General features: G+C 51.4%; 25 protein-coding genes. All 25 read left to right on the top strand.

The window, feature by feature from the left end; genetic code table 11:
* The first annotated feature begins 110 nt into the window (after positions 1-110).
* The 25 genes from dpsA to NST23_RS15930 all read left to right on the top strand — a co-directional run bounded on the left by dpsA (position 111) and on the right by NST23_RS15930 (position 26,698).
* Positions 111-1,013, top strand: a complete 903-nt coding sequence (gene dpsA, locus NST23_RS16050; protein WP_281868742.1) for a dipicolinate synthase subunit DpsA — start codon at positions 111-113, stop codon at positions 1,011-1,013.
* Positions 1,010-1,606: a dipicolinate synthase subunit B gene (locus NST23_RS16045; protein ID WP_063227583.1), complete on the top strand. Its 597-nt coding sequence runs from the start codon at positions 1,010-1,012 to the stop codon at positions 1,604-1,606. The genes dpsA and NST23_RS16045 overlap by 4 nt, the downstream gene beginning before the upstream one ends.
* 58 nt (positions 1,607-1,664) lie before the next feature.
* Positions 1,665-2,705 (top strand): aspartate-semialdehyde dehydrogenase, encoded by a 1,041-nt coding sequence (locus tag NST23_RS16040; RefSeq protein WP_063227582.1) that lies wholly within the window; start codon positions 1,665-1,667, stop codon positions 2,703-2,705.
* 11 nt (positions 2,706-2,716) lie between these two features.
* Entirely contained in the window at positions 2,717-3,943 is a 1,227-nt protein-coding gene (gene dapG, locus NST23_RS16035; protein WP_122965237.1) for an aspartate kinase, read from the top strand.
* Positions 3,944-4,001: 58 nt separating this feature from the next.
* The gene (gene dapA / locus NST23_RS16030; RefSeq protein WP_122965238.1) at positions 4,002-4,868 is read left to right on the top strand and encodes a 4-hydroxy-tetrahydrodipicolinate synthase; all 867 of its coding nucleotides are present in this window, start codon (positions 4,002-4,004) and stop codon (positions 4,866-4,868) included.
* 153 nt (positions 4,869-5,021) lie between these two features.
* A complete protein-coding gene (locus NST23_RS16025) occupies positions 5,022-6,698 on the top strand; it encodes a ribonuclease J (protein WP_122965239.1) in 1,677 nt (558 codons plus the stop codon).
* A gap of 122 nt (positions 6,699-6,820) precedes the next feature.
* A complete protein-coding gene (locus NST23_RS16020; protein ID WP_122965240.1) occupies positions 6,821-7,651 on the top strand; it encodes a ClpP family protease in 831 nt (276 codons plus the stop codon).
* The gene (locus NST23_RS16015; RefSeq protein WP_063227577.1) at positions 7,648-7,878 is read left to right on the top strand and encodes a YlzJ-like family protein; all 231 of its coding nucleotides are present in this window, start codon (positions 7,648-7,650) and stop codon (positions 7,876-7,878) included. Before NST23_RS16020 ends, NST23_RS16015 begins: the two co-directional genes overlap by 4 nt.
* Positions 7,879-7,999: 121 nt before the next feature.
* Entirely contained in the window at positions 8,000-10,372 is a 2,373-nt protein-coding gene (locus NST23_RS16010) for an FtsK/SpoIIIE family DNA translocase (protein ID WP_122965241.1), read from the top strand.
* A 234-nt stretch (positions 10,373-10,606) separates the two neighbouring features.
* Positions 10,607-11,332: a GntR family transcriptional regulator gene (locus NST23_RS16005; RefSeq protein ID WP_173596501.1), complete on the top strand. Its 726-nt coding sequence runs from the start codon at positions 10,607-10,609 to the stop codon at positions 11,330-11,332.
* Positions 11,333-11,390: 58 nt separating this feature from the next.
* Positions 11,391-12,437 (top strand): BMP family lipoprotein, encoded by a 1,047-nt coding sequence (locus NST23_RS16000; RefSeq protein WP_122965243.1) that lies wholly within the window; start codon positions 11,391-11,393, stop codon positions 12,435-12,437.
* Between the two features lie 118 nt (positions 12,438-12,555).
* Complete coding sequence (locus NST23_RS15995) at positions 12,556-14,070, top strand: ABC transporter ATP-binding protein (protein WP_173596609.1); 1,515 nt, start codon at positions 12,556-12,558, stop codon at positions 14,068-14,070.
* Entirely contained in the window at positions 14,063-15,136 is a 1,074-nt protein-coding gene (locus NST23_RS15990; RefSeq protein WP_173596502.1) for an ABC transporter permease, read from the top strand. Before NST23_RS15995 ends, NST23_RS15990 begins: the two co-directional genes overlap by 8 nt.
* A complete protein-coding gene (locus NST23_RS15985; RefSeq protein ID WP_122965246.1) occupies positions 15,136-16,095 on the top strand; it encodes an ABC transporter permease in 960 nt (319 codons plus the stop codon). Before NST23_RS15990 ends, NST23_RS15985 begins: the two co-directional genes overlap by 1 nt.
* 87 nt (positions 16,096-16,182) lie before the next feature.
* Positions 16,183-17,361 carry a stalk domain-containing protein gene (locus NST23_RS15980; RefSeq protein ID WP_173598868.1) on the top strand — a complete coding sequence of 393 codons (1,179 nt, stop codon included), beginning with the start codon at positions 16,183-16,185 and terminating at the stop codon, positions 17,359-17,361.
* 52 nt (positions 17,362-17,413) lie between these two features.
* Positions 17,414-17,569, top strand: a complete 156-nt coding sequence (locus NST23_RS15975) for a hypothetical protein (protein ID WP_167470329.1) — start codon at positions 17,414-17,416, stop codon at positions 17,567-17,569.
* A gap of 218 nt (positions 17,570-17,787) precedes the next feature.
* The gene (gene yfmF, locus NST23_RS15970) at positions 17,788-19,083 is read left to right on the top strand and encodes an EF-P 5-aminopentanol modification-associated protein YfmF (protein ID WP_340964087.1); all 1,296 of its coding nucleotides are present in this window, start codon (positions 17,788-17,790) and stop codon (positions 19,081-19,083) included.
* 2 nt (positions 19,084-19,085) lie between these two features.
* Positions 19,086-20,378 (top strand): EF-P 5-aminopentanol modification-associated protein YfmH, encoded by a 1,293-nt coding sequence (gene yfmH / locus NST23_RS15965; protein ID WP_122965249.1) that lies wholly within the window; start codon positions 19,086-19,088, stop codon positions 20,376-20,378.
* A 9-nt stretch (positions 20,379-20,387) separates the two neighbouring features.
* Positions 20,388-21,122 carry an elongation factor P 5-aminopentanone reductase gene (ymfI, locus tag NST23_RS15960; protein ID WP_122965250.1) on the top strand — a complete coding sequence of 245 codons (735 nt, stop codon included), beginning with the start codon at positions 20,388-20,390 and terminating at the stop codon, positions 21,120-21,122.
* Between the two features lie 100 nt (positions 21,123-21,222).
* Positions 21,223-21,492: a DUF3243 domain-containing protein gene (locus tag NST23_RS15955; protein ID WP_122965251.1), complete on the top strand. Its 270-nt coding sequence runs from the start codon at positions 21,223-21,225 to the stop codon at positions 21,490-21,492.
* Between the two features lie 113 nt (positions 21,493-21,605).
* Complete coding sequence (locus NST23_RS15950) at positions 21,606-22,385, top strand: YmfK family protein (RefSeq protein WP_122965252.1); 780 nt, start codon at positions 21,606-21,608, stop codon at positions 22,383-22,385.
* A gap of 12 nt (positions 22,386-22,397) precedes the next feature.
* Positions 22,398-23,303: a helix-turn-helix domain-containing protein gene (locus tag NST23_RS15945; RefSeq protein WP_122965253.1), complete on the top strand. Its 906-nt coding sequence runs from the start codon at positions 22,398-22,400 to the stop codon at positions 23,301-23,303.
* Between the two features lie 119 nt (positions 23,304-23,422).
* On the top strand, positions 23,423-24,769 hold the full coding sequence (gene rimO / locus NST23_RS15940) for a 30S ribosomal protein S12 methylthiotransferase RimO (RefSeq protein WP_173596504.1): 1,347 nt from the start codon (positions 23,423-23,425) through the stop codon (positions 24,767-24,769).
* The gene (gene pgsA, locus NST23_RS15935) at positions 24,770-25,345 is read left to right on the top strand and encodes a CDP-diacylglycerol--glycerol-3-phosphate 3-phosphatidyltransferase (RefSeq protein ID WP_063227562.1); all 576 of its coding nucleotides are present in this window, start codon (positions 24,770-24,772) and stop codon (positions 25,343-25,345) included. It abuts the gene before it with no gap.
* A gap of 108 nt (positions 25,346-25,453) precedes the next feature.
* Positions 25,454-26,698 (top strand): competence/damage-inducible protein A, encoded by a 1,245-nt coding sequence (locus tag NST23_RS15930; protein ID WP_340964084.1) that lies wholly within the window; start codon positions 25,454-25,456, stop codon positions 26,696-26,698.
* Positions 26,699-26,702: the final 4 nt, after the last annotated feature.

Raw genomic sequence — 26,702 nt, 5'->3', positions numbered from 1 at the left:
CCGAATAGGATGGGGGTAGAGCGCACGGACTTCCGACAACTTTTTCAAAAGGAAAACCTTTGCGTTCCGATCATTTAATGCAGTAAAATGTGTGGAAAGGGGAACGCAGCATGCTAACGGGCATACATGTTGCCTTCATTGGCGGAGACGCTCGCCAGCTGGAAGTCATCAAGCGATGCATTCAGCTGGACGCCAGTGTCACGTTAGTTGGCTTCGACAACCTGGAAAGCAATTTTACAGGGGCAACGAAGAGACCATTAACATGCGATGTGTTGAAAGACGTGGACGCCCTCATCCTGCCCATCGTAGGAACCGATGACCAAGGCTTTGTGGAAAGCATTTTTTGCTCCAAACAAATGCAGCTTCTGGATCAACACGTGGAGAGCTTGCCTAAGCATTGTGTGGTATATACGGGAATGGCTAAACCTTACCTGAAAAAACTGTTGGCATCCAAGCAAGTTCCGCTTGTGGAACTGCTGGATCGAGATGACGTAGCCATATACAACTCCATCCCTACTGTGGAGGGAGCGCTGATGATGGCGATTCAAAATACGGATATCACGATTCATGGATCTTCGTCAATTGTTTTGGGATTGGGACGAACAGGTTTGTCTATGGCCCGGGCCCTGCATGCACTGGGAGCCCGTGTAAGAGTGGGGGCTAGGCGTCAGGAACACTTGGCACGCATCTATGAGATGGGATTGACTCCCTTCCCGATCAGTGAGCTAAAGCAACAAGTCACGAATGCTGATTTCATTTTTAATACCATCCCGCAGCTACTACTCACGGCAGAGGTAATCGCTCAAATGCCGCAGTCGGCGTTTATTCTCGATCTTGCCTCCAAACCGGGAGGGACAGATTTTCGATACGCCGAAAGAAGAGGCATTAAAGCGCTTCTCGCTCCCGGATTGCCTGGAATCGTTGCACCGAAAACCGCAGGGCAGATTTTGGCCCAGACTTTGTCTCGTCTCATTGCGGAGCAGAGGATAACCAGGGGGGAGTCATCATCATGAGCAGTCTGCAGGGGAAGACCATTGGTTTCGGATTGTCTGGATCGCATTGCACGTTTGAAGAGACGATGCCGCAGATCAAGCGATTTGTGGATGCTGGAGCAAGAGTCATCCCGATTGTTTCGAATACAATCATGACGACGGATACGCGTTTTGGCACCTCGCAAAGCTGGCAGCAGCAAATCAAGGATTTGACAGGGGAGGAACTGATTTCAACGATTCCCCAGGCAGAACCTTTGGGCCCTTCAAAATTGTTGGACGTTATGTTGATTGCACCATGCACAGGCAGCTCGACCAGCCGCCTGGCAAACGCGATTACCGACAGCGCCGTCCTCATGGCGGCCAAAGCGACCATGCGCAATTTGCGACCGCTTGTCATCGCAATCTCCACGAACGATGGTTTGGGATTAAATGCTGCCAATATTGCCAAGCTGTTGGCGGCGAAGAATATCTATTTCGTGCCATTCGGGCAGGATGCTCCGGATAAAAAGCCAAACTCGCTCGTAGCCCGCATGGATCTGTTACTGGAAACATGCGAGGCAGCATTGGAAGGTAGGCAATTGCAACCCTTGCTCATCGAAAGGTTCAACTACTAAACAAAACGACAGAAAAAACAATTTACCTGCTTTTTTGCGATTAGGAGGAGAGTAAGAGATGGCTAACCAACTGACTTACAATGTAGCAGTAGTCGGTGCGACTGGCGCAGTCGGACAACAAATGATTCGCTTGCTGGAAGAGCGCAACTTCCCCATTAAACAGCTCAAGCTGCTTGCTTCTGGACGTTCTGCCGGCAAGACGGTCACGTTCAAGGGACAAGAAGTTGTCCTGGAAGAAGCAACTCCTGATAGCTTTGCGGGAATCGATTTTGCCTTGTTTAGCGCGGGTGGCTCCGTGAGCAAGGAACTGGCTCATCATGCAGTGCGCCACGGTGCTGTCGTCATTGACAATACCAGCGCGTTCCGGATGGACCCGGATGTTCCTCTGGTGGTGCCTGAAGTAAACATGGATGCCGCTCTCGCCCATAATGGAATCATTGCGAATCCGAACTGCTCCACCATTCAGATGGTAGCCGCTCTGAAACCCTTGTATGATCGTTTTGGAATAGACCGCATTATCGTTTCTACTTACCAGGCAGTTTCTGGCGCAGGCCAATCGGCAATCAATGAGTTGCACGAACAGAGCCGCGACGTGCTTGACGGCAAAGAGGCACAATGTCAGGTTCTGCCTGTTGGCAAGCTGCCTGTTCACCATCAAATTGCCTTTAACGCGATTCCGCAAATTGATGTGTTTACCGACAACGGTTTTACTTACGAAGAGATGAAAATGGTGAATGAAACCAAAAAAATCTTCGGTGATGACACGGTGCTGGTTTCTGCCACATGCGTACGCATTCCGGTCGTTTACGGACACAGTGAGTCGGTATACGTCGAATTGAAACAGGATTACGACCTGAACGAAGTAAAAGCACTCTTGGAAAACGCCCCTGGCGTAGTGGTGGTAGACGCGCCGCAAGAACAGCAGTATCCTCTGGCTACGGATGCTACTGGCAAGCTGGATATTTTTGTCGGCCGCTTGCGTCGTGATCTCCATCACCCTCGAGGACTGCATATGTGGATCGTATCTGACAACCTTCTCAAAGGTGCAGCATGGAATACAGTACAAATCGCTGAAGAACTCATCAAAGCAAGAGCATAGGGGAGAGGTTTGTGAAGATTCTCGTCCAGAAGTTCGGTGGTTCTTCCTTGACGACGGAAGATTGCCGGATGCGGGCAATCTACCATATAGAAAAGGCGATCGACGAAGGCTATGCCCTCGTCGTTGTCGTATCGGCCATGGGGCGCAAGGGTGACCCATATGCAACCGATACTCTTTTGCAGTTGGTTCGCTCCAATGGGAACCAACTGCCTCGTCGTGAAATGGATATGCTGATGCATACGGGGGAAATCATCTCCGCTACAGTCATGTGCAGCATGTTGAACGCGCGTGGAATCAAAGCGACGATTTTGACAGGCGGTCAGGCCAACATCGTGACCAGCGACGATTTTACCAACGCGCAAATTACGACCATTGACCCGAGCCGCATTTTGCAAGACTTGCAAGCGGGTCAAGTGGTGATCGTTCCCGGGTTTCAGGGAAGGACGGTCGATTGGGAAATTACGACGCTCGGCCGCGGGGGCAGCGACACGACAGCAACAGCGCTCGGCGTTGCCCTGCAAGCGGAAATGGTGGACATTTTTACCGATGTGGAAGGCATCATGACAGCGGACCCGCGGATCGTCGAAGAAGCGCAGCCGCTGGAAATGGTGACTTACACGGAAATTTGCAACATGGCTCACCTCGGAGCAAAAGTCATCCATCCACGAGCGGTAGAAATCGCGATGCAGGCCAACGTGCCGATTCGTGTCCGCTCTACGTTTTCGGACGACCCTGGCACACTTGTGACGACCATGCTGGAGATCGGCAAAAAAGGCTACTCGGTTCAGGACAGAGTCGTCATGGGGATCGCCCACGTGCCGAATATTACGCAGATCAAGGTAGCCAACAAGGAAGGGTACTACGATACACAGCTGCAAGTTTTCAAAACCATGGCAACCAATAATATCAGTGTCGATTTCATCAACGTGAATCCGTTAGGGGTTGCTTACACGGTTCACGATGAGATGGGAGCCAAAGCAGCCGAGCTGCTGACGGACATGGGATATGAGCCGCAGCTCTTGCCGCATTGCGCGAAAGTGTCGGTAATCGGGGCAGGAATGACGGGAGTGCCGGGCGTCATGGCACAAATCGTAGAGGCATTGACGCAGGAAGACATCCAGATTCTTCAGTCAGCTGACTCCCATACGACCATCTGGGTTTTGGTGCATGAGATGGATATGGTGCGGGCCGTACGCGCCTTGCATCAGCAGTTCAATCTCCATGCCCACCATATGTGAGCGATCTTATCTTCATTTTTGATGCCTACTGATCACAACAAGAGGAGTTGGAAAGCTAGTGGCACGTTTTGGTCGGCTTGTTACCGCGATGGTAACGCCTTTTAATGAACAATTACAGATCGATTTCGATAAAACGGAACGCCTGATCGATCACCTGATCGCAAACGGAACGACAGGGATCGTGCTGAGCGGCACAACTGGCGAATCGCCGACGCTCTCCCGTGCGGAGAAGCTGGAGCTGTTTCGCCACGCAGTCGCTTATGCAAAAGGGAAGTGCCATATTATCGCTGGAACAGGCAGCAATGACACCGCAGCGAGCATCGAGTTCACCGAGGCTGTTCAATCGATTGGCGTAGATGCCGTGATGGTCGTCGCTCCTTACTACAGCAAGCCGTCTCAGGAGGGCCTGTACGCTCATTTCAAAGCGCTGGCAGAGTCCACAGAGCTTCCGGTCATGCTGTACAACGTGCCGGGCCGTTCTGTCGTGAATATGACTGCGGAGACGACCTTGCGCTTGGCCCAGCTGCCCAATGTGGTCTGCATCAAAGAAGCATCCGGCAATTTGAGCCAAATGGCGCAAATTATCGAGCATGCTCCGGAAGGCTTTGAGCTGTACAGCGGTGATGACGGACTGACTTTGCCGATTTTGTCCATTGGCGGAGTGGGGATTGTCAGTGTAGCCAGTCACGTTGTCGGCCGGCAAATGACGGAGATGATGGACGCTTTTTTCCAGGGCAACCATGCGGAAGCGGCGAGCATTCATCGCAAGCTCGTGCCTGTGTTCGACGGACTGTTCGCTTATCCAAGTCCTGGGCCGACAAAAGTCGCTCTGGAAAAACTGGGAGTAGCCACTGGTGGAGTTCGTCTGCCATTGGTCGAGCTGAACGAACAGGAAAAAGCGTTTGTCCACTCCTTGTTCGCCTAAGAAGCCCAATAACAAGAAGACCAAGAGCCATTCCATAAACGGGATGGCTCTTTTTCCTTGTGTTCAGGTTTTCACTTCGGGTATAATGAAAACAAGTGATTTGGGGCGGTTTTTTTGAGTGGACATGACAACTAAATATAGGAGGTTACACGTTTGGCAAAGTCGAATCACTCTGTTCTCATTTTCGCCCTGGGCGGAGTCGGCGAAATTGGGAAGAATATGTACGTGGTACAAAGCGGGGACGACATCGTAGTGATTGATGCCGGATTGAAATTCCCGGAAGAGGAAATGCTGGGAATTGACATGGTGATTCCGGATATCACCTACTTGGAAGAGAACCGTGATAAAGTTCGGGGTATTATTATTACGCATGGACACGAAGACCACATCGGCGGCCTCAGCTACGTGCTGAAGCATTTGAAAGTCCCGGTTTATGCGACAAAACTTACCCTCGGTCTGATTGATGCAAAATTGAAAGAAGCGGGTATTCTAAACGAAACGAAACGAGTATTGATCAACAGTGATTCAGAGGTTGTCCTCGGGAAAATGAAAGCGACCTTTTTCCGGGTGAATCACAGTATCCCGGATTGCGTGGGAGTATGCCTGGACACACCGGAAGGCTACGTCGTCCACACCGGGGACTTCAAGTTCGATCAAACACCAATCAATAACCAGGCAGCCGACTTGGCCAAAATGGCGATGATTGGCGATCGTGGAGTGCTGTGCCTGTTGTCGGACAGTACCAATGCAGAACGTCCAGGATTTACCGGATCGGAGCGCTCTGTTGGCATCGCGATCAAGGATGTTTTCAGCAAGGCGACGGGACGCATCGTCGTTTCTACCTTCGCATCCAACGTTCACCGCATTCAGCAGGTTGTGGATGCAGCGGTGCAGTTCAACCGCAAGCTGACGGTTGTTGGCCGAAGCATGCAAAATGTCATGAATATCAGCAGAGAGCTGGGTTATTTGTTCGTTCCGGACGGCTTGATTGTCGAGAGCGACGAAATCAACAAGCTGCCTGCTGAGCAAGTCGTTATTTTATCTACTGGAAGCCAAGGAGAGCCAATGTCTGCGCTCACACGCATGGCCCGATCCGCCCATCGGAAAATTGACATCCTTCCAGGAGATACGGTCATCATCGCAGCGACCCCGATTCCGGGGAATGAAAAGTATGTTGCACGCACGATTGACCAGCTTTCGAGAATTGGCGCTGACGTCATTTATGGCGGCCATGGACCAAACGGAACCGTCCACGTCTCCGGTCATGGCAGCCAGGAAGAGTTGCGCCTGATGTTGAATTTAATGAAGCCTAAGTACTTTATTCCTGTTCACGGCGAATACCGGATGCTCAAAACGCACTCGCTCCTCGCTGAACAGGTTGGCATCCCGGAGGAGAACATCTTTTTGCTGGATAACGGCGACACGGTGGAAATCTCCGGTGGACGGGCGCGTTACGGCCCGAAAGTCCACGCGGGCAATGTCCTGATCGACGGCCTCGGTGTCGGCGATGTAGGAAACATCGTACTTAGAGATCGCAAATTACTGTCACAAGATGGCATACTGGTAGTTGTCGTTACACTCAGCAAACAAAATGGCACGATTCTTTCTGGTCCAGACATCATCTCTCGCGGTTTCGTCTATGTGCGTGAATCCGAGGAATTGCTGGATGAAGCGAATCGCATAGTGACCCAAACACTTGTCAAGTGCATGGAAGAAAACGTAAATGAATGGTCATCCCTCAAAAACAATGTAAAAGAATCGTTGGGACGTTACCTGTACGAACAAACTCGTCGCCGTCCGATGATCTTGCCGATTATCATGGAAGTGTAAGCAAGCAAAGAGTCAGGAATCCTCTGTAACCACAGGGGTTCCTGGCTTTTTTTGGCTTGCCCGGGCGCATGATTTTCCCACCTGCTATCCATACTACAGAGGAAAGGGAGGGAGTATCATCCATGTCGAAGCAACCATACAACCAATTTTTAAATAAGCCCCCATTTGCAAGCACAGCACTGAACAATAACAAAGGCCCAGCGCCACAAAGCTCACCTCCGGAAGAGCAGGAGCCTGCCGTTGCTCCGCCTGAAGCGCCTGCGCAGGAAGATCCGAAGAAAAAGCTCTTGGACTCCATCACCCAGCTGGGGCAAACGAATGTTCCGCAACTGGAAAGCAATATTTATTGTATGACCATTATCGGGCAAGTAGAAGGGCATATTCAGCTGCCTCCGCAAAACAAGACGACCAAGTACGAACACCTCATTCCGCAGCTCGTGGCAGCCGAGCAGAACAACAAAATCGAAGGCGTACTCGTCATTTTGAACACGGTCGGGGGAGACGTTGAAGCAGGGCTGGCGATCGCCGAGATGGTGTCGTCGATGTCCAAGCCGGTCGTGACGCTCGTTCTTGGCGGCGGACACAGCATTGGCGTGCCGATTGCAGTTGCCGGCTCGTATTCTTTTATCGCGGAGACAGCCACGATGACGATTCATCCGATCCGCTTGACTGGCCTTGTGATCGGCGTGCCGCAAACGTTTGAATACCTGGACAAAATGCAGGATCGCGTCGTCAGCTTTATCGCTCGCCACTCCAACATCTCCGAAGAAAAGTTTCGCGAGTTGATGACGCGCACAGGCGAGTTGACTCGCGACATCGGAACAAACGTCATCGGTGTCGATGCCGTCAAGTATGGCTTAATCGATGAGGTCGGAGGCTTGGGCAAGGCGTTGAAAAAGCTGAATGAGCTGATCGAGAAAGCACGCAGCGGGGAGGAGCGCGTTCTCCAATGATTTTGTACTCGATTATCCCGACGGAAACGGTATTTGCCAATATGGAGCAGGTCGAAAAGCAGGAGCTGGAAGAAATTACGAACGGTCACGCGACGATGCTGGTAGAGCGCACCGGACCGTATGAAGGAAGAATTGTCCGTTTGATCAGTCCAGACCCGCAAGATTATTTGAAACCGCACTATGCCCCTGGACAAAAAGTTCAATTTCGCCCCGAATGGCTCGTCTAAGAAGTCCTGTATTTCTATGAATTTCCTGTGTTATACTAATTGTGTACGAACAGCAGCCGAACAAAATACGGCTGCCTTTTTACCATTTTGTACATATCTGGAAAAAGCACAAGAAGGAGGCGTGCCATTGAGTAGAAGAAAAAAAGAGCGGTCGCAAGCGGCATTGGCCTCAGTTGTCAAAATAGAGCTGCTGGGACTGCTCATTATTGTGCTGTCCTTAATCGGACTGCTCGAAAGCGGGTGGCTGGGCAAAAACGTTCTGGCTTTTCTGTTCCGCTTTATTGCGGGCTCCTGGGATTTCTTGCTCCCGGTGCTGATGATTGTCATGGCTGTGTTCATGATGTTTACCCGCCAGGCACCGCGCTTGACGTATCGCGTGCTTGGCATCGTGCTGATCATGGTGGCGATTTTGACGTGGGACCACATGATTTTGTACAAGCAGATCACGGCAGACGGCAAGTTCGCGGAGCAGAGCATCATCCGCGTGACCTGGGACCGGGTCTGGCTGGATCACAGTCAAAAAGTATCCACAACCGGAGTAGGCGGAGGCATGGTAGGCGCTCTGTTCTTTGCCGTCACGAACGGTCTGGTCGGGACGATCGGGACGGGCTTGATGATCGTCTTCTTGTTCCTCGTCGGCCTCATGTTTCTGTTCAATCTGTCTTATGTGAACATTGTGATGTTTCTCCGCGACAAAATGGCGCTTTTTTACGGAAAAGCAAAGGAGACCGTCAAAGACTCCGTGCAGCTTTTGCAGGAAGAGAGCGAGCGCAGAAAACAAGCGACGAAGGAAGCCGACGAACAACGCAAGCAAAAGCTGGCAGAGACCGCCGATCAAGAGGCGACTCCGCTGCCTGTTAGAGAGATCAGGACAGCGCACGATGAGCAGGCAAATGAACAGCTCGTCATCCCGGTGATTCGCGACTTTGCCGACCGGATTGCTCTGGAGGATGAAGAGACTGTAGAGCCAGCCGCAGCAGCACGTCCGGCGAAGACTGCCACAGCGCAAGCGACACAGGAAATTACGTTTGCCCTGGAGGGAGACGAAGAGATTTTCGGGACGCTGGAGACAGCAGAAGAACAGCCAGCCGCACCTTATGAGCTGCCGAGCTTGCAGATGCTCGCCAGACCGCGCCAAGCAGGTACAGCCAAAGACGTCGATCACACCTCAAATGCGGCCAAGCTTGTGCAGACGTTGAAAAGCTTCGGCGTCAGCGCGACGGTTTCCGAAGTGCACCGCGGGCCAGCAGTCACCCGGTACGAGGTTCAGCCTGCCACCGGGGTAAAAGTGAGCAGAATTGTCAGTTTGACAGACGATTTGGCCTTGGCTCTGGCTGCCAAAGACATTCGCATCGAGGCTCCAATTCCAGGGAAGTCGGCAATCGGGATTGAGGTACCGAACTCCGAGGTAGCGGTCGTATCGCTGAGAGAAGTGCTGGAAGCGCCGCAATACCAGGATGCGCCTGGCAAGCTCACCGTAGCTTTGGGCCGTGATATTTCTGGCGAGCCGATTGTCGCTGACCTGACGAAAATGCCGCACTTGCTTGTGGCCGGAGCCACGGGAAGCGGGAAGTCTGTCTGCATCAACGGCTTGATCATGAGCATTTTGTTCAAGGCAAGACCGGACGAAGTCAAGCTGATGATGGTCGACCCGAAAATGGTCGAGCTGAACATTTACAACGGAATCCCGCATTTGCTGGCTCCGGTAGTGACCGACCCGAAACGGGCGTCTGTCGCCCTGAAAAAAGTCGTGGCCGAAATGGAGCGGCGCTACAACCTGTTTGCGAAAACGGGCAGCCGCAACATCGAAATGTACAACGCCCAGGTGCAAGGCACACCTTTGCCGTACATCGTCGTCATCGTCGACGAGCTTGCCGACCTGATGATGGTAGCTCCTGGTGAAGTGGAGGACGCCATCTGCCGCTTGGCGCAGATGGCGCGTGCATCGGGGATTCACTTGATCATTGCCACACAGCGCCCGTCTGTCGATGTCATCACGGGTGTCATCAAGGCGAACATCCCTTCCCGCATTGCCTTCGGCGTGTCTTCCATGGCGGACTCCCGCACGATTTTGGATATGGGAGGAGCCGAGAAGCTGCTCGGCCGAGGAGATATGCTGTCGTTGCCGATGGGAGCATCTAAGCCGATTCGCGTTCAGGGCGCTTTTGTATCGGACAAAGAGGTGGAGGAAGTCGTCCGCTTTGTCAAAGAGCAGCAGGAAGTTCGCTATAACGAAGAAATGATTCCTGGCGAAGTGCAAGAGGAACAGCAGGCTGTCGTGGATGACGATCTGTACGATCAGGCTGTACAGATCGTGTCCGAAGCACAGACTGCTTCCGCATCGCTGTTGCAGCGCCGTTTGCGTGTCGGTTATACGAGAGCCGCACGGTTGATCGACATGATGGAAGCGCAAGGGATCGTAGGGCCGTATGAAGGCTCCAAACCGCGAGAGGTTCGCGTTCCGCGTCCTTCTATCGAATCCAATATATCCTAGGGATGGACTTTGCTGGAAAAACATAGCCAGCAAAGTCTTTTTTTCGCTGACGAGAGGGATATTTTTTTTCGTTTCCACCCGTTGTTCAAAAAGATTTGACTTGCATGATACACGCCCCTCATGTAAAATTTTTAACAGATTGAGGGAAATTGTTGCTATCACGTCTCATGAGAATCAGAGGTCTGACGTCCTACCTGTTGGGATGGCTCGAAGGACAACAGGAGTGAATTGACGATGAGCATTAAAGGAAACGTTCGATCACTTTTCCTCTTGGTTATGGATAAAATCAAGAGCGATATTGAAAGCGGACAGCTGCGTGCTGGTGAACGCCTCCCGTCCGAAGCCGAACTATCCAAACAGTTAGGTGTAAGCAGGGCAACACTTCGCGAGGCGCTTCGTCTTCTGGAAGAAGAGAAAATTGTCATTCGTAGGCACGGAGTCGGTACTTTTATCAATTCAAAACCTGTTTTTTCAGGGGGAATTGGGGAACTCTTTAGTGTGACGGATGCAATTGAGCGTCAAGGGTACACGGCAGGAACGATGATCCTGAAGACATCCTTTGGCGAATCTGGGGAAGACGAGCGTAAGAGCTTGGCCTTGAATCCAGGCGAAGGCGTGCTGATGGTAGAACGCATTCGGACAGCTGACGGCGAACCTGTGGTCTATTGCATAGACCGTATTCCCGCGCGCTTGGTGCCAGAAGGCTATACGGCTGGCGGAGAGTCCATTTTCAAATGGCTGGAGAGCGCTACTGGGGTGCGGATCGCTTATGCGGTGGCTCACATTGTACCCATGGGCTACAATGAAAAGGTTTCCAATCTGCTGCATTGCGACAAATCCACACCGCTGCTCTTGCTCAAGCAGATTCATTACGACGAAAGTGAAAAGCCTGTTTTATACTCCCATAACTACTTCAGAGCTGACAAAATTCACTTTCACGTCGTGCGGAGACGGTTGTAACCGTGAGGGAAACCTCACTCAACAATTTTCATCAACTAAAAACAGGGGGTAATCTCAGATGAAGAAAGTTCTATCCGTGCTTTCTGTGGCAACACTCAGCCTGTCGCTGGTTCTTGCCGGATGCGGAAGCAAACCAGAAGCACAACCTCAAGGTCAAACTGGAGGCGCTGAAGGCGGTGCCAAAACAGCTGTCAAAATTGGTATGGTTACTGACGTTGGCGGCGTAAACGACAACTCCTTCAACCAAAGTGCTTGGGAAGGTCTGCAAAAATTCCAAGCCGACATGAATCTGCCGAAAGACAGCGTTAACTACCTGCAATCTACAAGTGATGCTGAGTATGTACCTAACCTGACTCAATTTGTAAAAGACAAATGGGATCTGACTTGGGGTATCGGTTTCCTGATGGGCGACCACCTGAAAAAAGTTGCTGACGAAAACAAAGATGCAAAACTGGCGATCATCGATGCTGAAGTAGACGCGCCAAACGTAGAATCCGTACTCTTCAAAGAGCACGAAGGTTCTTTCCTCGCTGGGGTAGTTGCAGCGAAAATGTCCAAAACGAAAACAGTTGGTTTCGTGGGCGGCGTTGAAATTCCAGTTATCAAACGCTTCGAAGTTGGTTTCGAAGCAGGTGTGAAAGCTGCTGATCCTAGCGTAAAAGTAATCAAAGTATACACAGGTGCATTTGACAAGCCTGACCTTGGCAAATCCACTGCTTCCCAAATGTACGGTCAAGGCGCTGACATCATCTTCCACGCTTCCGGCGGTACAGGTGATGGCGTATTTAACGAAGCAAAAGACCGCAAAGCTAAAGGCGAAAACGTTTGGGTAATCGGTGTAGACAAAGACCAATCCCTGACTTTCGGCGATGAGATCACTCTCACTTCCATGGTAAAACGCGTTGACGAAGCTGTATATCGTGTATCCAAAGACCTGTCCGAAGGTAAATTCGAGGGCGGCAAAATCAAATGGCTCGGTCTTGCTGAAGACGGTGTAGGCTTGGCTTCCACATCCACGAAGAACGTTCCAGAAGACGTACTGAAGCTGGTTGATGAGTACAAGCAAAAAATCGTTAAAGGCGAAATCCAAGTGCCAGACAAGTAAAACGATGAAGCGGCAAAGGGACAAGGCTGGTTCGAGGAACTGGCCTTGTTCTTTACCTTCACATTAACCCAAAAAAATGGGGTGAGCATGGTTGAGTTCGGTAAAAAAAGTAGTTGAGATGCGAGGGATTACCAAGCGGTTCCCAGGGATTGTGGCAAACGATAACATCACGCTTTCTGTCAAGCAAGGCGAAATTCATGCGCTTCTCGGCGAGAATGGCGCAGGCAAGTCGACGTTAATGAACATTTTGTTTGGCCTGTATCAACCGGATGAGGGCGAAATCCTCATCAACGAAAAAGCAGTGAAAATTACAAGTCCGAACGTTGCCAACGAACTTGGCATCGGGATGGTACACCAGCACTTTATGCTTGTGGAGACGTTTACGGTAACAGAAAACATTGTATTGGGAAACGAACCGAAAAACGGGTTGCAAATAGATATCCAGAGCGCGGAAAAAGCGGTGGAAAAGCTTTCGAATCAATACGGACTAAAGGTTGATCCTAGAGCAAAGATTCAGGATATCTCCGTAGGTATGCAACAACGCGTAGAGATCTTGAAAACGCTTTATCGCGGGGCCGACATCCTGATTTTCGACGAGCCGACTGCTGTTCTGACCCCTCAAGAAATTCATGAACTCATTGAAATCATGCATAACTTGGTCAAAGAGGGCAAGACCATTATTTTGATTACCCACAAGCTGAAAGAGATTATGGCGGTATGTAATGCCTGCACCATCATCCGACGCGGAAAAGTGATTGACTCTGTATTGATTAAGGATACCAATCCGGATGAGCTTGCTGCGAAAATGGTCGGACGTGAAGTCAGCTTCCACGTGGACAAGATAGCAGCAAAACCGAAGGAAACGATCCTTGCTGTCGAAAACGTGACAGCGATGGGCAACCGGGGTGTCAACGCACTGAACAATCTCAGCCTCGAAGTTCGCGCAGGCGAAATTCTCGGGATTGCAGGCGTAGACGGCAACGGACAGAGCGAACTGATTGAAGTATTGACCGGGTTGCGCAAAGCGACCAGCGGCCGTGTCCTTCTCAATGGTAAAGAAATCACCAACGAATCTCCGCGCAGCATTTCCGAATCGGGCTTGTCCCACATTCCGGAAGACCGTCACAAGCGCGGATTGGTTCTCGATTTCACCATGAGCGAGAATATGGTATTGGAAACGTATTTCCATCCAACGTTTAACAAAAACGGTTTTCTCGATTATGGCGCGATTGACAAGCATGCGGCCAAACTTATCGAAGAATTTGACGTGCGCACGCCTTCGATCTACACGCCAGCGCGCGCTTTGTCCGGTGGTAACCAGCAGAAGGCGATTATTGCCCGCGAAGTGGACAAGAACCCTGATCTGTTGATTGCGGCGCAGCCTACTCGCGGTTTGGACGTCGGGGCGATCGAGTTCATCCATCGACGTCTGATTGAACAGCGCGACAACGGAAAAGCGGTTCTCCTGCTCTCGCTTGAGTTGGATGAAATCATTAACGTATCCGACCGGATTGCCGTTATTTACGAAGGCAGCATTGTAGGAATCGTCGATGCCAAAGCGACAAGTGAACAAGAGCTGGGCTTGATGATGTCCGGTGGAAAACGAATGCCTGGAGGAGGAAACGATGAATAAAGTGATAGCCGTCTTTACAAAAGAATCGTTCCTCGTCCCTGTAGTGGCAATCATTCTCGGCTTGTTGACGGGTGCGATTGCGATGCTGGCAGGGGGCTTCAACCCGATTCAGGCTTACATGGCCCTGATTGAAAAAGTATTCGGAAGCGCGTACAACTTCGGGGAAACGATTCGCCAAATTACGCCGCTGATTTTTACGGGTCTTGCAGTGGCGTTTGCCTTTCGGACAGGCCTTTTCAACATCGGGGCTGAGGGGCAGTTCATCGTAGGGATGATCGCTGCTACAAGCGTTGGGGTTTCTTTTGACCTGCCTGCCTACATCCACGCTCCGCTCGCTGTTATTGCGGGTGCGGTAGCAGGTGGCTTGTGGGGTTCCATTGCCGGTTACTTGAAAGCCGCTCGCGGCGTGAACGAAGTAATCACGAGCATCATGTTGAACTGGGTTGCTCTGTATTTGGCTAACTGGGTGATGAATGCTTTCTTCATTCCAACTGGCCAACAACGTTCGGAAATGATCAAGGAATCATCGATGATCACGATCACATGGCTTTCGCAAATGTTTGACAGTGCCCGTCTGCACTGGGGAACACTGATTGCTGTCCTTGCCGCTATTTTCTTCTACGTCATTCTTTGGAAAACAAAGTCGGGCTATGAATTGCGCGCAGTAGGTCTGAATCCGCACGCATCCGAATACGCCGGGATGAACGTCAACCGCAATGTCGTAAAAGCGATGTTCATTGGTGGAATGTTTGCGGGAATCGGTGGAGCTTGCGAGATTTTGGGAGTCTTCCATTATCAAGCGATCATGACGGCGCAGCCTGGCTATGGTTTTGATGGAATTGCGGTTGCCCTGATCGGCGGAAATACGCCATTGGGTGTCGTGCTTGCCGCGATTTTGTTCGGTATCCTCACGTTTGGGGCGGCTGGAATGAAATTCGGCGCGGGCGTTCCTGTTGAGTTGATCCGTGTCGTAATCGCCTCCGTTATTTTCTTCGTGGCGGCACACGGCATCGTGAAGATTTTTGTTAAACCAATCTTGCAGAAGAAAAAGGAAGGTGGGCACTGATGGATTGGGGATTAATTATTAGCAACCTCGTTCATGATACCATCGTGTTTTCCACTGCCTTGATTTTTGCCTCTTTGGGCGGGCTCTACTCGGAGCGCTCTGGTGTCGTGAATATTGCCCTGGAAGGCATGATGATCATCGGTGCTTTTACAGGTGCCGTGCTGACCTACGCGTTTCAGGATTCGCTGGGGCCTTTGGCTCCTTGGATTGGCTTTATCTTGGCCGGGGTTGCCGGAGCGATTTTCGCGCTTCCGCATGCGGTGGCTTCTGTCACCTTTAAAGCGGATCAAACGGTCAGCGGCGTGGCCCTGAACTTTTTGGCGGCGGGCTTGTCTGTCTACTTGACGAAAATTATTTTCAACGGCGCAGGCCAGACAACGACCTTGTCGAGCGTCTTTACAAAATGGAGCATTCCGGTTCTCCATGACATTCCGTATTTGGGACATGCCATCTTTGAGGCGTACCCAACCAGCTTCCTTGCGTTTATTGCCGTGTTCTTTACCTGGTATTTGATCTTCAAGACGCCATTCGGTCTGCGTCTGCGCGCAGTTGGTGAGCATCCACGCGCTGCTGATACAGTGGGGATCAACGTGAAAAAAATGCGTTACACAGCTGTCATGATCAGTGGCGCGCTGGCTGCATTGGGCGGTGCGACGATCTCTTTGACCACGACGAGCAACTTTTCCCATAATACCGTATCGGGACAAGGGTTTATCGCCATTGCGGCGCTGATTTTCGGAAAATGGCATCCGGCTGGAGCCATGGGAGCAGCTTTGTTCTTCGGGGTTGCCCAGGCGATCAAGTCTTTGGTGCAGATTTTCGGTTTGACCAAGTACATTCCGACTGAATTTATTTTCATGCTTCCGTACGTGCTGACCATCTTGGTCATGGCCGGTCTGGTTGGACGCTCCAGCGCTCCAGCTGCCTTGGGCAAGCCGTACGATACAGGCTCTCGTTAAGTAAAAGTTGACATAATTTGCGTCTGGAACCGGTTCCATCCCCTGTGCGATAATTTTTGATGTGAGATTGCACGGGGAGGGAATAGAATGAACCGCTGGCTACAAAAGCACAGCCGTTTACGTTCTGCCGGGATTCTGGGCGCATTTTTTGTTTGTCTTTGTTTCGTGGCAATCGGTACAGCGCAAGCAACAGAGCCAGGTCCGGTGATATCGATTGTGGTGGACGGACGGGGAGTGGACTCGGATGTGCTGCCGCTGAAGCAGAACGGACGGATGCTGGTGCCGATTCGCGTGATCGGGGAAGCGACTGGCGCGCAGGTTACATATGATGCCACCAACCGAAGAGTAGCGTTTAATCAAAAAGGCGAACACGTGTCTTTGGATATAAACAGTCGACTCGCCTATGTGAACGGGAAGCGCGTCACGCTGGAGACGGCGCCGATCATTGTCAACAAGCGGACGCTGGTGCCGCTCCGGTTTGTCAGCGAGGCGCTCGGCTATCAGGTCGAATGGGATGCACTCGCTTCCGTGGCCCATGTGCAAACAAAGCCTGTCGAAGATCGCGCCGCAAGCGTACTGGAAGCGGGGAATCCGTACGTGGTTCAGCAAAAGGATACGCTGGGAGCGATTGCGCTTCGGCACGGGACGACGATGAGTGCGATCAAGCAAAACAACTACTTGTCAGGCGATCAGTTGATAGTAGGGCAAATTTTGTTTTTGCCGCACGCTGCGAAAAAAGCGGAGCACCCGCTGTCGAGCAAAGTGGGAGATCAGCGTCTGCTAGGAAAAGGCTATTCGTTTCCTTTTGACGATGCGAGCTGGTACGAGCCTTACGGCGACAGCTTCGGATCGGATCGAGAATGGACGGAAAGCAATAGCGGAAGTGTCCGCAGGCACGAAGGCATCGATATCATGGCCCCGAAAGGAACGCCTGTCTACTCGGTTTCCGATGGGACGATTAATCGGGTGGGCTGGAACACTTACGGTGGCTGGCGAGTCAATATTACGGATAAAAATGGGCAGTTTCGCATGTATTACGCTCACTTGAGCGCCTACGCACCGGGATTGCGAATCGGCGGCGAGGTCAAGGCAGGACAGTTGATCGGCTTTGTCGGGGATACGGGCTACGGAGGAACGGGCACCGTGGGGATGTTCGCTCCGCATCTGCACTTTGGGCTGTATCGCAACGACAACGGACGGGCTGTCGATCCGTATGACTATTTGCGTTTCTGGGAGCAAAAGAAAGTAGTAAGCTTGTTTGCTTAATGGGACAGACTATACGATAGGGAATCCTGATCAATGAAAAGGAGGACTTCGTATGTGGATTTGTCCGTACTGTGGCGGAAATCACGGTTTGCCTTTTCACGACGAGCAGTTGGACGGGGTGCTTTGCCTTTCTTCCGATTGCGGCCGGTTCGTGGAGGAAGACGCTGTTTCAGATAACACCCGCGACTGGGATTATATGGATTTGTAGCAAAAAGAGCGAGTGCGCCGGAAAAGGGCGGCTTGCTCTTTTTGCTTGTAAACAGGGAGAAAACAAAGCACAAGACGGCGAGGAAGAGAGTCGTACGGAAAGCCAGGGGAGCATACGATGGAAGACGGGGCAATTATAATGGAAGATTCTGATGAAAGATGGCCTGCCAATTGGTTACAATAGAGAAGTATACGCAGATGGAGAAGGGAGAAGTTGCAATGAAAGCACAGACGTCTGATATCGCGTTTCAAAGCTCCCAAATTAACGGGATGAACGTACATATCCTTCCGACCGCCAAATTCAAAACAACGACAATTGTGACGATGATTGAGCAGGCTTTGTCGGAGGAACACGTGACCAAGACGGCGCTTTTGGCCATGGTCATGAAGCGGGCAAGCGAGCGTTTTCCGGAAACGAAGCTCCTGCGCGCGCACCTCGATTTTTTGTATGGCGCCATTTTTGATGTGGATGTCATGAAAAAGGGCGAACGGCAAATCCTGCAAATCTACATGGAGGTGCCGAATGAAAAGTACCTGTCCGAAGGCGATGCCCTTCTGGAACAGGCGATTCAGTTCGTAGGCGACATGCTGGTGCGCCCTTATGTACAAGACAATGCTTTTGCGCAGAAGTATGTGTCGCAGGAAAAAGAAACATTGAAAAAACGGGTCGAAAGCCTGATTGATGACAAGATGAAGTACGCCAACCAGCGGGTAACGGAAGAGATGTGCAAAGGCGAGCCTTTTGCCCTGTTGGTTCAAGGACGGGTGCAAGACTTGTCTGCCATCACGGGACAAGAGCTGTACCGCTATTTTAAAGAAATCACAACGTCCAACCCGATCAACGTGTTCGTAGTGGGGGACGTGGAGCCAGACGCAGTGGCCGCAGCGATCCGCACCCATATCCCGCTGGAGCGCAAAGAAGTTGGCGAGCTGCAAATTGGTGGCGCAGCCAAGACGGTTTCGGAGGAAAAAGAAGTCGTGGATCGACTCGACGTGAATCAGGCCAAGCTGAATATCGGCTGCCGGACACAAGTCACGTACAAGGATGACGATTATCCGGCGCTGCTCTTGTACAACGGCATTTTGGGCGGATTCCCGCACTCCAAGCTGTTTGTCAATGTGCGGGAAAAAGAGAGCCTCGCTTACTACGCTGTATCGCGTCTGGAAAGCCACAGAGGCATCATGATGATCATGTCCGGCATCGAGGTGGGCAAATACTCGCGCGCGGTGGAAATCATCAAGGAACAGCTGGAGCAGATGCGCGCAGGCAACATCTCCGAGGAAGAACTGTCGCAGACGAGAGCCACGTTGTCCAACCAGTTCCGTGAGCTGCTGGACAGTGCCCGCGGCATGATCGATTTTACCTACAATGGCGTCATCAGCGGCCGCAAGCGGAAGCTGGACGAATTGCTCGCCGGGATTGAACAGGCCAGCATCGAAGATATCAAACGGGTGGCGAACAAGGTAGCGATCGATACGATCTACTTGCTGCGCGACAAGAAGGGAGAGGCGTAATCATGCAGACGACCGTTTTTGACCAAGTAAATGAAACCGTCTACCACGAAACATTGGACAATGGGCTGCAAGTCTACCTTGTTCCCAAGCAAGGGTTCAGCAAGACGTACGCCGTTTTTACTACGCGTTACGGCTCGATCGACAGCCATTTCAAAACGCGCAGCGGGGAAGAAATCAATGTGCCGGACGGGATCGCCCATTTTCTCGAACACAAAATGTTTGAGAAAAAAGACCGGGATGTCATGCACGAGTTCAGCAAGAACGGGGCATCGTGCAACGCCTTCACGAGCTTTAACCGCACAGCTTATCTGTTTTCGTGCACAGACAAGCTGGATGACAACCTGAATCTGCTGCTGGACTACGTGCAAGACCCGTACTTTACAGATGCCAGCGTGGAGAAAGAAAAAGGAATCATCGGCCAGGAAATTACGATGTACGACGACAATCCGGACTGGAAAGTCTACATGAACCTGCTCAAAGCCATGTACCAAAAATATCCGATCAACATCGAGATTGCCGGCACGATCGAGACGATCTCGCATATCACAAAAGAGTACCTTTACCAGTGCTACGAGACGTTTTACCATCCGTCGAACATGCTGCTTTTGGTGGTGGGCTCGTTCGAACCGGAGTCGATCATGAAGCTGATCCGCGAGAACCAGACGAAGAAGGAGTTTCCTCCTGCTCCGCAGATTACCCGCGTGTTCCCGGATGAGCCTGCCGCTGTGGCGCAGGCCAAAGTCGAAGCGTTTCTCACGGTCGGTCTTCCGAAGTGCATGATCGGCATCAAGGAAAAAGAAACGGGACTGTCGAAGGAAGCGCTGCTGAAACGGGACTTGACGACAAAGCTCATTTTGGACATCGCGTTTGGAACCAGCTCCGCCATCTACGAGCGGCTGTACGAAAGCGAACTGATTACGGAGAGCTTTGATTTTGACTACAGCAGCGAAAAAGACTACGCCTATACGATTATCGGGGGAGATACGCCAGACCCGGACCGTTTGGTGGCGACTATTAAAGCAGAAATTGCACAACTCAAGCAAACAGGCATCAACCAGGAAGAGTTCGAGCGGGCCAAGCGGAAAAAGATCGGAAATTTCCTGCGCTCGCTCAATTCCGTGGAGTTTATCGCGAACCAGTTTACAAGCTTCAAGTTCAACGGCAACGATTTGTTCTCCGTCGTGCCGACGCTGGAGTCGATTACATTGGAAGAAGTGGGTCAACGTCTGAACGAGCATTTTCTGGAGGAACAGATGGCAGTTTCTATCGTGCGTTCCGCTTCGCCGCAAGAGTAAGGAGTGGGCATGATGGAAAAGACGCCATGGGCGTTTATTTCGGGAGCCTCTGGAGAAATCGGCCAGGCGATCGGCACCTATCTGGCTGAGGCAGGGGTTCCGCTTTACCTGCATTACAACCGTTCGGAAAGCAAGCTGGATCGTTTGGTGCAGCTGTGCCAGGAAAGAAATGTACCTTTTTGCAAGCTACAGGCGGATTTGCGGGACCCGGCGCAAATTGCCGCGATGTTTGCCCAGATGCCGTCACCGCCGCTGTTGATTGTCAACAACGCTTCGGCCGATCACGTCGGACTGTTTACCGACGTGTCGGTCGAGATGTTTGACGAGCTGGTGGCGATGAATGTTCGCTCTGCTTTTTTGGTCTGCCAGGCTGCGTTGCCGGCCATGCTCCGTGAGCGATATGGACGGATCGTCAATGTTTCTTCGATCTGGGGGCTTACGGGCGGTTCCTGCGAAGTGCTGTATTCGTTGACGAAGGGCGCGATCAACACGTTTACCAAAGCGTTGGCCAAGGAAATGGCGCCCAATGGCATCACGGTGAACGCCGTAGCCCCCGGCGCGATTGCTGGCGGGATGATGGCGCGTTTTTCCCCTGACGAAGTGGAGATGATCGCAGAGGAAATTCCGGCGAACCGGCTTGGCGATCCGCGCGAGGTGGCGGCTGTTGTGCGGTTTCTGTTATCGGCAGATGCCAGCTATGTGACGGGGCAGATCATTAGCCCGAACGGCGGCTGGTATACATAAGCTTGGGCGTGCATAATTTCCGAGAAATAGTGGAAATCTACCTCCTGTGTGGGCAGCAGAAGACTCTATTGCCCCAACGAAAAAAGGAGGGAATTTCCTTATGTCGATTCTGGACAACTTTCGCGACTGGAAAGAATTTCTCGGAGACCGAGTAGAACAGGCCAGACAGGCTGGGATGGAAAGCCAGACGCTGGAAAACGTAGCGTATCAGATTGGAGGCTATCTCGCCGAGCAGGTTGATCCGAAAAATGATCAGGAGCGCTTGCTGAAACAGCTTTGGGACGCGGGCGATCAACAGCAACAACAAGCGCTGGCTTCCCTCATGGTGAAGCTCGTGCAAAATCCAGATAGCCTGAACAAAGGCAATTAGTCTTTTAAATCCCCTATTCACGGGGATTTTTCTTTTCGCGTTTGTTTGTCGAACGATACGAACGTGATATACTACAGAGGAAGATTATTCTGTCTTGGCGGAGAGGATTCTATATGGAAGCGAAAAAAGAATGGTACATGGAGTACGAAATTGCCCGTAACCGTCCTGGTTTGTTGGGTGACGTGTCTTCTATTCTGGGGATGTTGAACATTAATATCGTCACGATCAACGGTGTCGATACGATGCGCCGCGGCATGTTGCTTTTGACAGATGACGATGAAAAAATGGAGGTTTTGCGCAACGTTGTGCAAAAAATGGACAACATAACCATAACGAGGTTACGTCCCCCTACCATGCTGGATCGTCTCGCTGTTCGCCATGGACGCTACATCGAGCGTGACAGCGAGGACAAAAAAACGTTCCGCTTCGTCCGTGACGAGCTGGGGCTGTTGGTAGACTTCATGGCTGAGATTTTGAAAAAAGAGGGCCATCAACTAATTGGAATCCGGGGAATGCCTCGTGTCGGGAAGACAGAATCGATGATTGCAGCCAGCGTGTCTGCGAACAAGCGCTGGACGTTTATTTCATCTACTTTGCTGCGGCAGACAGTGCGCAATTCCTTAGCCATTGATGAATTGTCTACTGATCATGTATATTTGATAGATGGAATTGTTTCAACGCTGCGATCGACAGAGAAGCATTACACCTTGCTTCGGGAGATTATGAACTTTCCTGCCGCGAAGATCATCGAGCATCCGGACATTTTTGTAAGAGAATCAGAGTACGAAATATCTGATTTTCATTACATTATCGAGCTTCGTCACTATCCGGATGAGGAAATTACATACGAGCTGATCAACAATCGCGGCTTCGATAATTTTGACATGAATTAAGGAGGGGCAGCTGTGTCTGAGCTAGGTCAAGTCCTGCAAAGGGCCCGCGAAGAAAAAGGAATCACGCTCGACGACATCCAACGAATCACCAAGATACAGCGGCGATATTTGGAAGCCATTGAAAGAGGTCATTTTCATGTACTTCCCGGCCACTTTTACGCGCGTGCGTTCATTAAGAGTTATGCGGAAGCCGTTGGTCTCGACCCGAATCACATCCTGACGCATTTTCAGGCCGATTTGCCAGCCCAGCCACCTACGGAGCAAGTGGAAAGACTGCGTCGCAGGAGAGTTGCTTCCGCGAACAACCCGCTACAGGCAGGAAGATGGGTTACCAAGACGTTGCTGGTGCTTTTCATTGCCTTGATTATTGGCGTTATTTACATCGCAGCGGTAAATAACAACGGCAATACAATCACCCAGCCTGTACCAAGCGGAACGGTCAATCCTGGAGCGGAAATCGTCACTCCGGGCAATGGTGGAGGGGCTACTACTTCTCCGATTGCGCAGCAGCCGCAACCGCCATCTACTGTCACACCTACTCCTGATCCGGGAACGACAACGCCGGAGCCGGGAGAGGTAGCCTCTTCAGCGACAATCACATTCGAGTCGCAGCAAGGCTCCATGTACAATTACTCTTTGCAAGGCGGAGAGAAAATTACGGTTCATTTGAAAGTGAAGGAAGACAGAAGCTGGTTCGGTGTATCGGAAGGAAAAGGCAAGAAGTATGTGGAGGAAGGCGAACTGCGAAAAGGCGCCAAGGAAGAGATCACGATTGAATTGAAGAAATCGGCGTATGTCCGCCTCGGAAAGCCGACGGCCTTGGAGCTGACCGTGAACGGAGCTGCGGTCGATACATCCAAAATGAAGTTCATGCCGTCGAACCTTACCATCAAAATGAAAGAGGCAACAGCACAGTAGGCAAGCATTATGCTTGCCTTTCGTACTTTCGTCTCTTTTGACACTTCCTTTAGGCTTATATTATACTGGATAGGTGTAATATGGGCTGGTATGACCAATTGGAGGAAAGAGGAAAAAAGATGGCAGAGAAGGTAGGCACGCGTGAAAAAGTAGCGATTGTTACGCTGGGCTGTGAGAAGAATTTGGTCGATTCCGACATGATGGCCCATCTGATAGATGAAAAAGGCTATGAACTGGTTGACAATCCGGAAGAAGCAACCGTGGTCATCGTCAATACCTGTGGCTTCATTGATGCCGCCAAGGAAGAATCTGTGAACAAGATTCTGGAGATGGGCGAGCTGAAGGAAGCCGGCAAGCTGAAATCGCTTGTGGTGGCAGGCTGTCTCACACAACGCTACAAAGAGGATATCTTGAACGAGATCCCTGAAGTGGACGGCATTGTCGGAACAGGCGATTTTATGTCGATTACAGGGATCATTGAAGAATCGCTGGAAGGCAAGCGTCCGATTTTTGTGGGCAACCCAATCTTTGCGTACGAAGATGTCGTCAAGCGAAAAGTGAAAGAAGGCACGTATTCGGCATACATTAAAATTGCCGAGGGATGCGACAATGCCTGTACCTTCTGTAGTATCCCCCTGATGCGTGGCGGATTCCGCAGCCGGACGATCGAGTCCATTCTGGAGGAAGCCCGCCATCTGGCGCAGCAGGGGATTGTGGAGATCAGCTTGATTGCCCAGGACTCCACGAACTACGGTACAGATATTTACGATGGCAAGTTGATGCTTCCCGAGCTGCTCAACCGGCTCGCCGAAGTGGAGGGAATCGAGTGGATTCGTCTGCATTACGCATACCCGGGCTTTTTTACAGACGAATTGATTCAAACGTTTGCTACGAATCCAAAGGTATGCAAATACATCGACATGCCATTGCAGCATTCAGAAGACCACATTCTGAAAAGAATGCGTCGTCCGGGTCGCCAAACGGATATTCGCGAGCTTGTCGGTAAAATCCGCGCGCAAGTACCGGATGTTGCCCTGCGAACTTCCTTGATTGTAGGCTTCCCTGGCGAAAACGAAGAGGACTTTGCCAAGTTGTCCGACTTCGTGAAAGACATCCGTTTTGACCGTTTGGGTGTGTTCACTTATTCGAATGAAGAGGACACCCCGGCTTCCCGTCTGCCTGATCATGTGGACGAAGAGGTCAAGGAAAAGCGGGCGAACATGCTGATGGAAATTCAGCGTGAGATTGCAAGCGAGCGCAATGGCCGCTTTGTCGGCCAGGAGCTGGACGTCCTGATTGAGCGTTACGAAGGGCGCAACGACATTTATGTAGGCCGGACGCAATACGATGCCCCGGAAATTGACGGGGAAGTATTCGTAACCGGATTCAAAGGCAAATTAGGCTCAATCGTAAAGGTAAAGATCACACACTCCTATGAATACGATTTGGCCGGGGAGGTAGTCTAGGTGAATCTCGCCAACCGCATCACCCTCGCCAGGATTTTCCTGGTGCCGGTAGTTATGTTTTTTCTGCTGGTGCGTTACAACATCGGGACATTTTCCATTGGCAGCCTGACGATGACGTATAACGAGCTGATTGCGGCTTTGGTGTTTATCCTAGCAGCCAGTACGGACGGACTCGACGGTTACATTGCACGCAAACGCAAGATCGTGACCAATCTCGGAAAATTTTTGGACCCGCTTGCCGACAAGCTGCTCATCTCTGCTGCCTTGATTTCCTTGGTGGAGATGCAGCGGCTGGAGGCGTGGATTGCGATTGTGATTATCAGCAGGGAGTTTGCTGTAACGGGTTTGCGCCTTGTTGCTGCGGCTGAAGGACAGGTAATTGCTGCCAGTGCTTTGGGTAAACTGAAAACATGGGTGCAGATCGTGGCGATTACAGCCGTCATGATCCGCAATTTCCCATTCGGCTTTTTCGGGATTCCCTTCGATGAGGTAGCCACTTGGGCCATGGTTGTGATTACGCTTTATTCCGGGTACGACTACTTTGCGAAAAATCGCAACGTCATCCAATACTCGTAGTTACGGGTATTGGTCTCTTTTTTCACAAGACTCTTCTCTTGCGCCACTATCGGTGATAAACTGTTTGGTTAGAGGCTTTTCTACTCTCAAAGAGAATGGATGAGGAAAATGAGAGCGGAGATTATCGCAGTAGGTACCGAGCTTTTGCTAGGCCAGATTGCCAACACCAATGCTCAGTTTCTCTCGCAAAAACTGGCGGAAATTGGTGTCGGAGTGTATTTTCATTCCGTTGTCGGCGATAACACGCAGCGGTTGCAGCAGGTGATCGCCCTCGCAGCCGACCGTTCCGATCTTGTCATTTTTACGGGTGGGCTTGGACCGACTCAGGATGACCTGACAAAAGAAACAGTGGCAGGGCACGTGGGCGTCGGACTGGAGACAAATCCGGAAGCCATGGAAAGAATTGAACAATTCTTTTTGCAACGTGGGATTGTCATGACGGAAAACAATCGGAAGCAGGCGCTGTTTCTCTCAGGCAGCCATGTCTTCCCCAATGACTTCGGGATGGCGCCTGGGATGGCGATCCGTCATGACAGTTGCACGTTCGTGCTTCTCCCTGGACCGCCTAGCGAGCTGTACCCGATGGTGGAGCATTACGTCATGCCGTACTTGACGGATCTGTTGCCGGAGAAGCGAGTATTTCATTCTCATGTGCTGCGCTTCTACGGGATCGGTGAGTCTGCTCTGGAGGAGCGGTTGCTGGATCTGATTGAAAAACAGGACAACCCGACGATTGCTCCGTATGCAAAAGAATTTGAAGTAACGCTGCGGATTACGGCGAGGGCCTCAACGGCAGAAGAAGGAGAAGCCTTGATTTTGCCGGTCGAGGAGGAGATTCGCAAGCGCGTTGGCGAGTACGTGTACGGGATGGGTGAGGATTCTTCCCTGCACGATGTATTGGTAAGCGAACTGAAAAAGCGAAACGAGACCATCGCGTGTGCAGAGAGCTGTACAGGCGGCACGATCGCTTCGCTCATTACTTCCGTTCCTGGCAGTTCGTCTGTTTTCCAAGGAGGCATCGTTTGCTATACAAACGATGTGAAAAACCAGCTGCTCGACGTGCCTGAAGAAGTGTTGTCCACAGACGGCGCAGTCAGCCGCCAGACAGCGCAGCTGCTTGCGGAGAATGTACGAGCCAAGCTGGGAGCCACATACGGAGTTTCCGTGACGGGTGTGGCTGGTCCCGATCCATCGGAAGGCAAGCCTGTAGGTCTTGTCTACGTAGGGATTGCGGGTGAAGGGATGCCAACAGTAGTCAAAGAGCTTCGCCTTGCAGGCAGAAGAAAGGCGATTGTTGGGCGTGCCGCCAAATTTGCGCTATTTTATGCGCTGCAAATGCAAAAAGAAAGGTGACGTT

This window comes from Brevibacillus sp. FSL K6-0770, from assembly GCF_038000275.1.
GTDB classification, from domain to species: domain Bacteria; phylum Bacillota; class Bacilli; order Brevibacillales; family Brevibacillaceae; genus Brevibacillus; species Brevibacillus parabrevis.
This window is presented reverse-complemented; position numbering and strand designations above follow the sequence as displayed.

Bases quoted from the DNA above. Each gene is read 5' to 3' on its own strand.
- NST23_RS15950 (WP_122965252.1), top strand. From the start codon at position 21,606: ATGGAAGCGAAAAAAGAATGGTACATGGAGTACGAAATTGCCCGTAAC.
- NST23_RS15990 (WP_173596502.1), top strand. From the start codon at position 14,063: ATGAATAAAGTGATAGCCGTCTTTACAAAAGAATCGTTCCTCGTCCCT.
- rimO (WP_173596504.1), top strand. From the start codon at position 23,423: ATGGCAGAGAAGGTAGGCACGCGTGAAAAAGTAGCGATTGTTACGCTG.
- yfmH (WP_122965249.1), top strand. From the start codon at position 19,086: ATGCAGACGACCGTTTTTGACCAAGTAAATGAAACCGTCTACCACGAA.
- ymfI (WP_122965250.1), top strand. From the start codon at position 20,388: ATGATGGAAAAGACGCCATGGGCGTTTATTTCGGGAGCCTCTGGAGAA.
- NST23_RS15985 (WP_122965246.1), top strand. From the start codon at position 15,136: ATGGATTGGGGATTAATTATTAGCAACCTCGTTCATGATACCATCGTG.
- NST23_RS15995 (WP_173596609.1), top strand. From the start codon at position 12,556: ATGCGAGGGATTACCAAGCGGTTCCCAGGGATTGTGGCAAACGATAAC.
- NST23_RS16015 (WP_063227577.1), top strand. From the start codon at position 7,648: ATGATTTTGTACTCGATTATCCCGACGGAAACGGTATTTGCCAATATG.
- NST23_RS15955 (WP_122965251.1), top strand. From the start codon at position 21,223: ATGTCGATTCTGGACAACTTTCGCGACTGGAAAGAATTTCTCGGAGAC.
- NST23_RS15930 (WP_340964084.1), top strand. From the start codon at position 25,454: ATGAGAGCGGAGATTATCGCAGTAGGTACCGAGCTTTTGCTAGGCCAG.
- dpsA (WP_281868742.1), top strand. From the start codon at position 111: ATGCTAACGGGCATACATGTTGCCTTCATTGGCGGAGACGCTCGCCAG.
- NST23_RS15975 (WP_167470329.1), top strand. From the start codon at position 17,414: ATGTGGATTTGTCCGTACTGTGGCGGAAATCACGGTTTGCCTTTTCAC.
- NST23_RS15980 (WP_173598868.1), top strand. From the start codon at position 16,183: ATGAACCGCTGGCTACAAAAGCACAGCCGTTTACGTTCTGCCGGGATT.
- NST23_RS16005 (WP_173596501.1), top strand. From the start codon at position 10,607: ATGAGCATTAAAGGAAACGTTCGATCACTTTTCCTCTTGGTTATGGAT.
- NST23_RS16000 (WP_122965243.1), top strand. From the start codon at position 11,391: ATGAAGAAAGTTCTATCCGTGCTTTCTGTGGCAACACTCAGCCTGTCG.
- NST23_RS16020 (WP_122965240.1), top strand. From the start codon at position 6,821: ATGTCGAAGCAACCATACAACCAATTTTTAAATAAGCCCCCATTTGCA.
- NST23_RS16045 (WP_063227583.1), top strand. From the start codon at position 1,010: ATGAGCAGTCTGCAGGGGAAGACCATTGGTTTCGGATTGTCTGGATCG.
- yfmF (WP_340964087.1), top strand. From the start codon at position 17,788: ATGAAAGCACAGACGTCTGATATCGCGTTTCAAAGCTCCCAAATTAAC.
- NST23_RS16040 (WP_063227582.1), top strand. From the start codon at position 1,665: ATGGCTAACCAACTGACTTACAATGTAGCAGTAGTCGGTGCGACTGGC.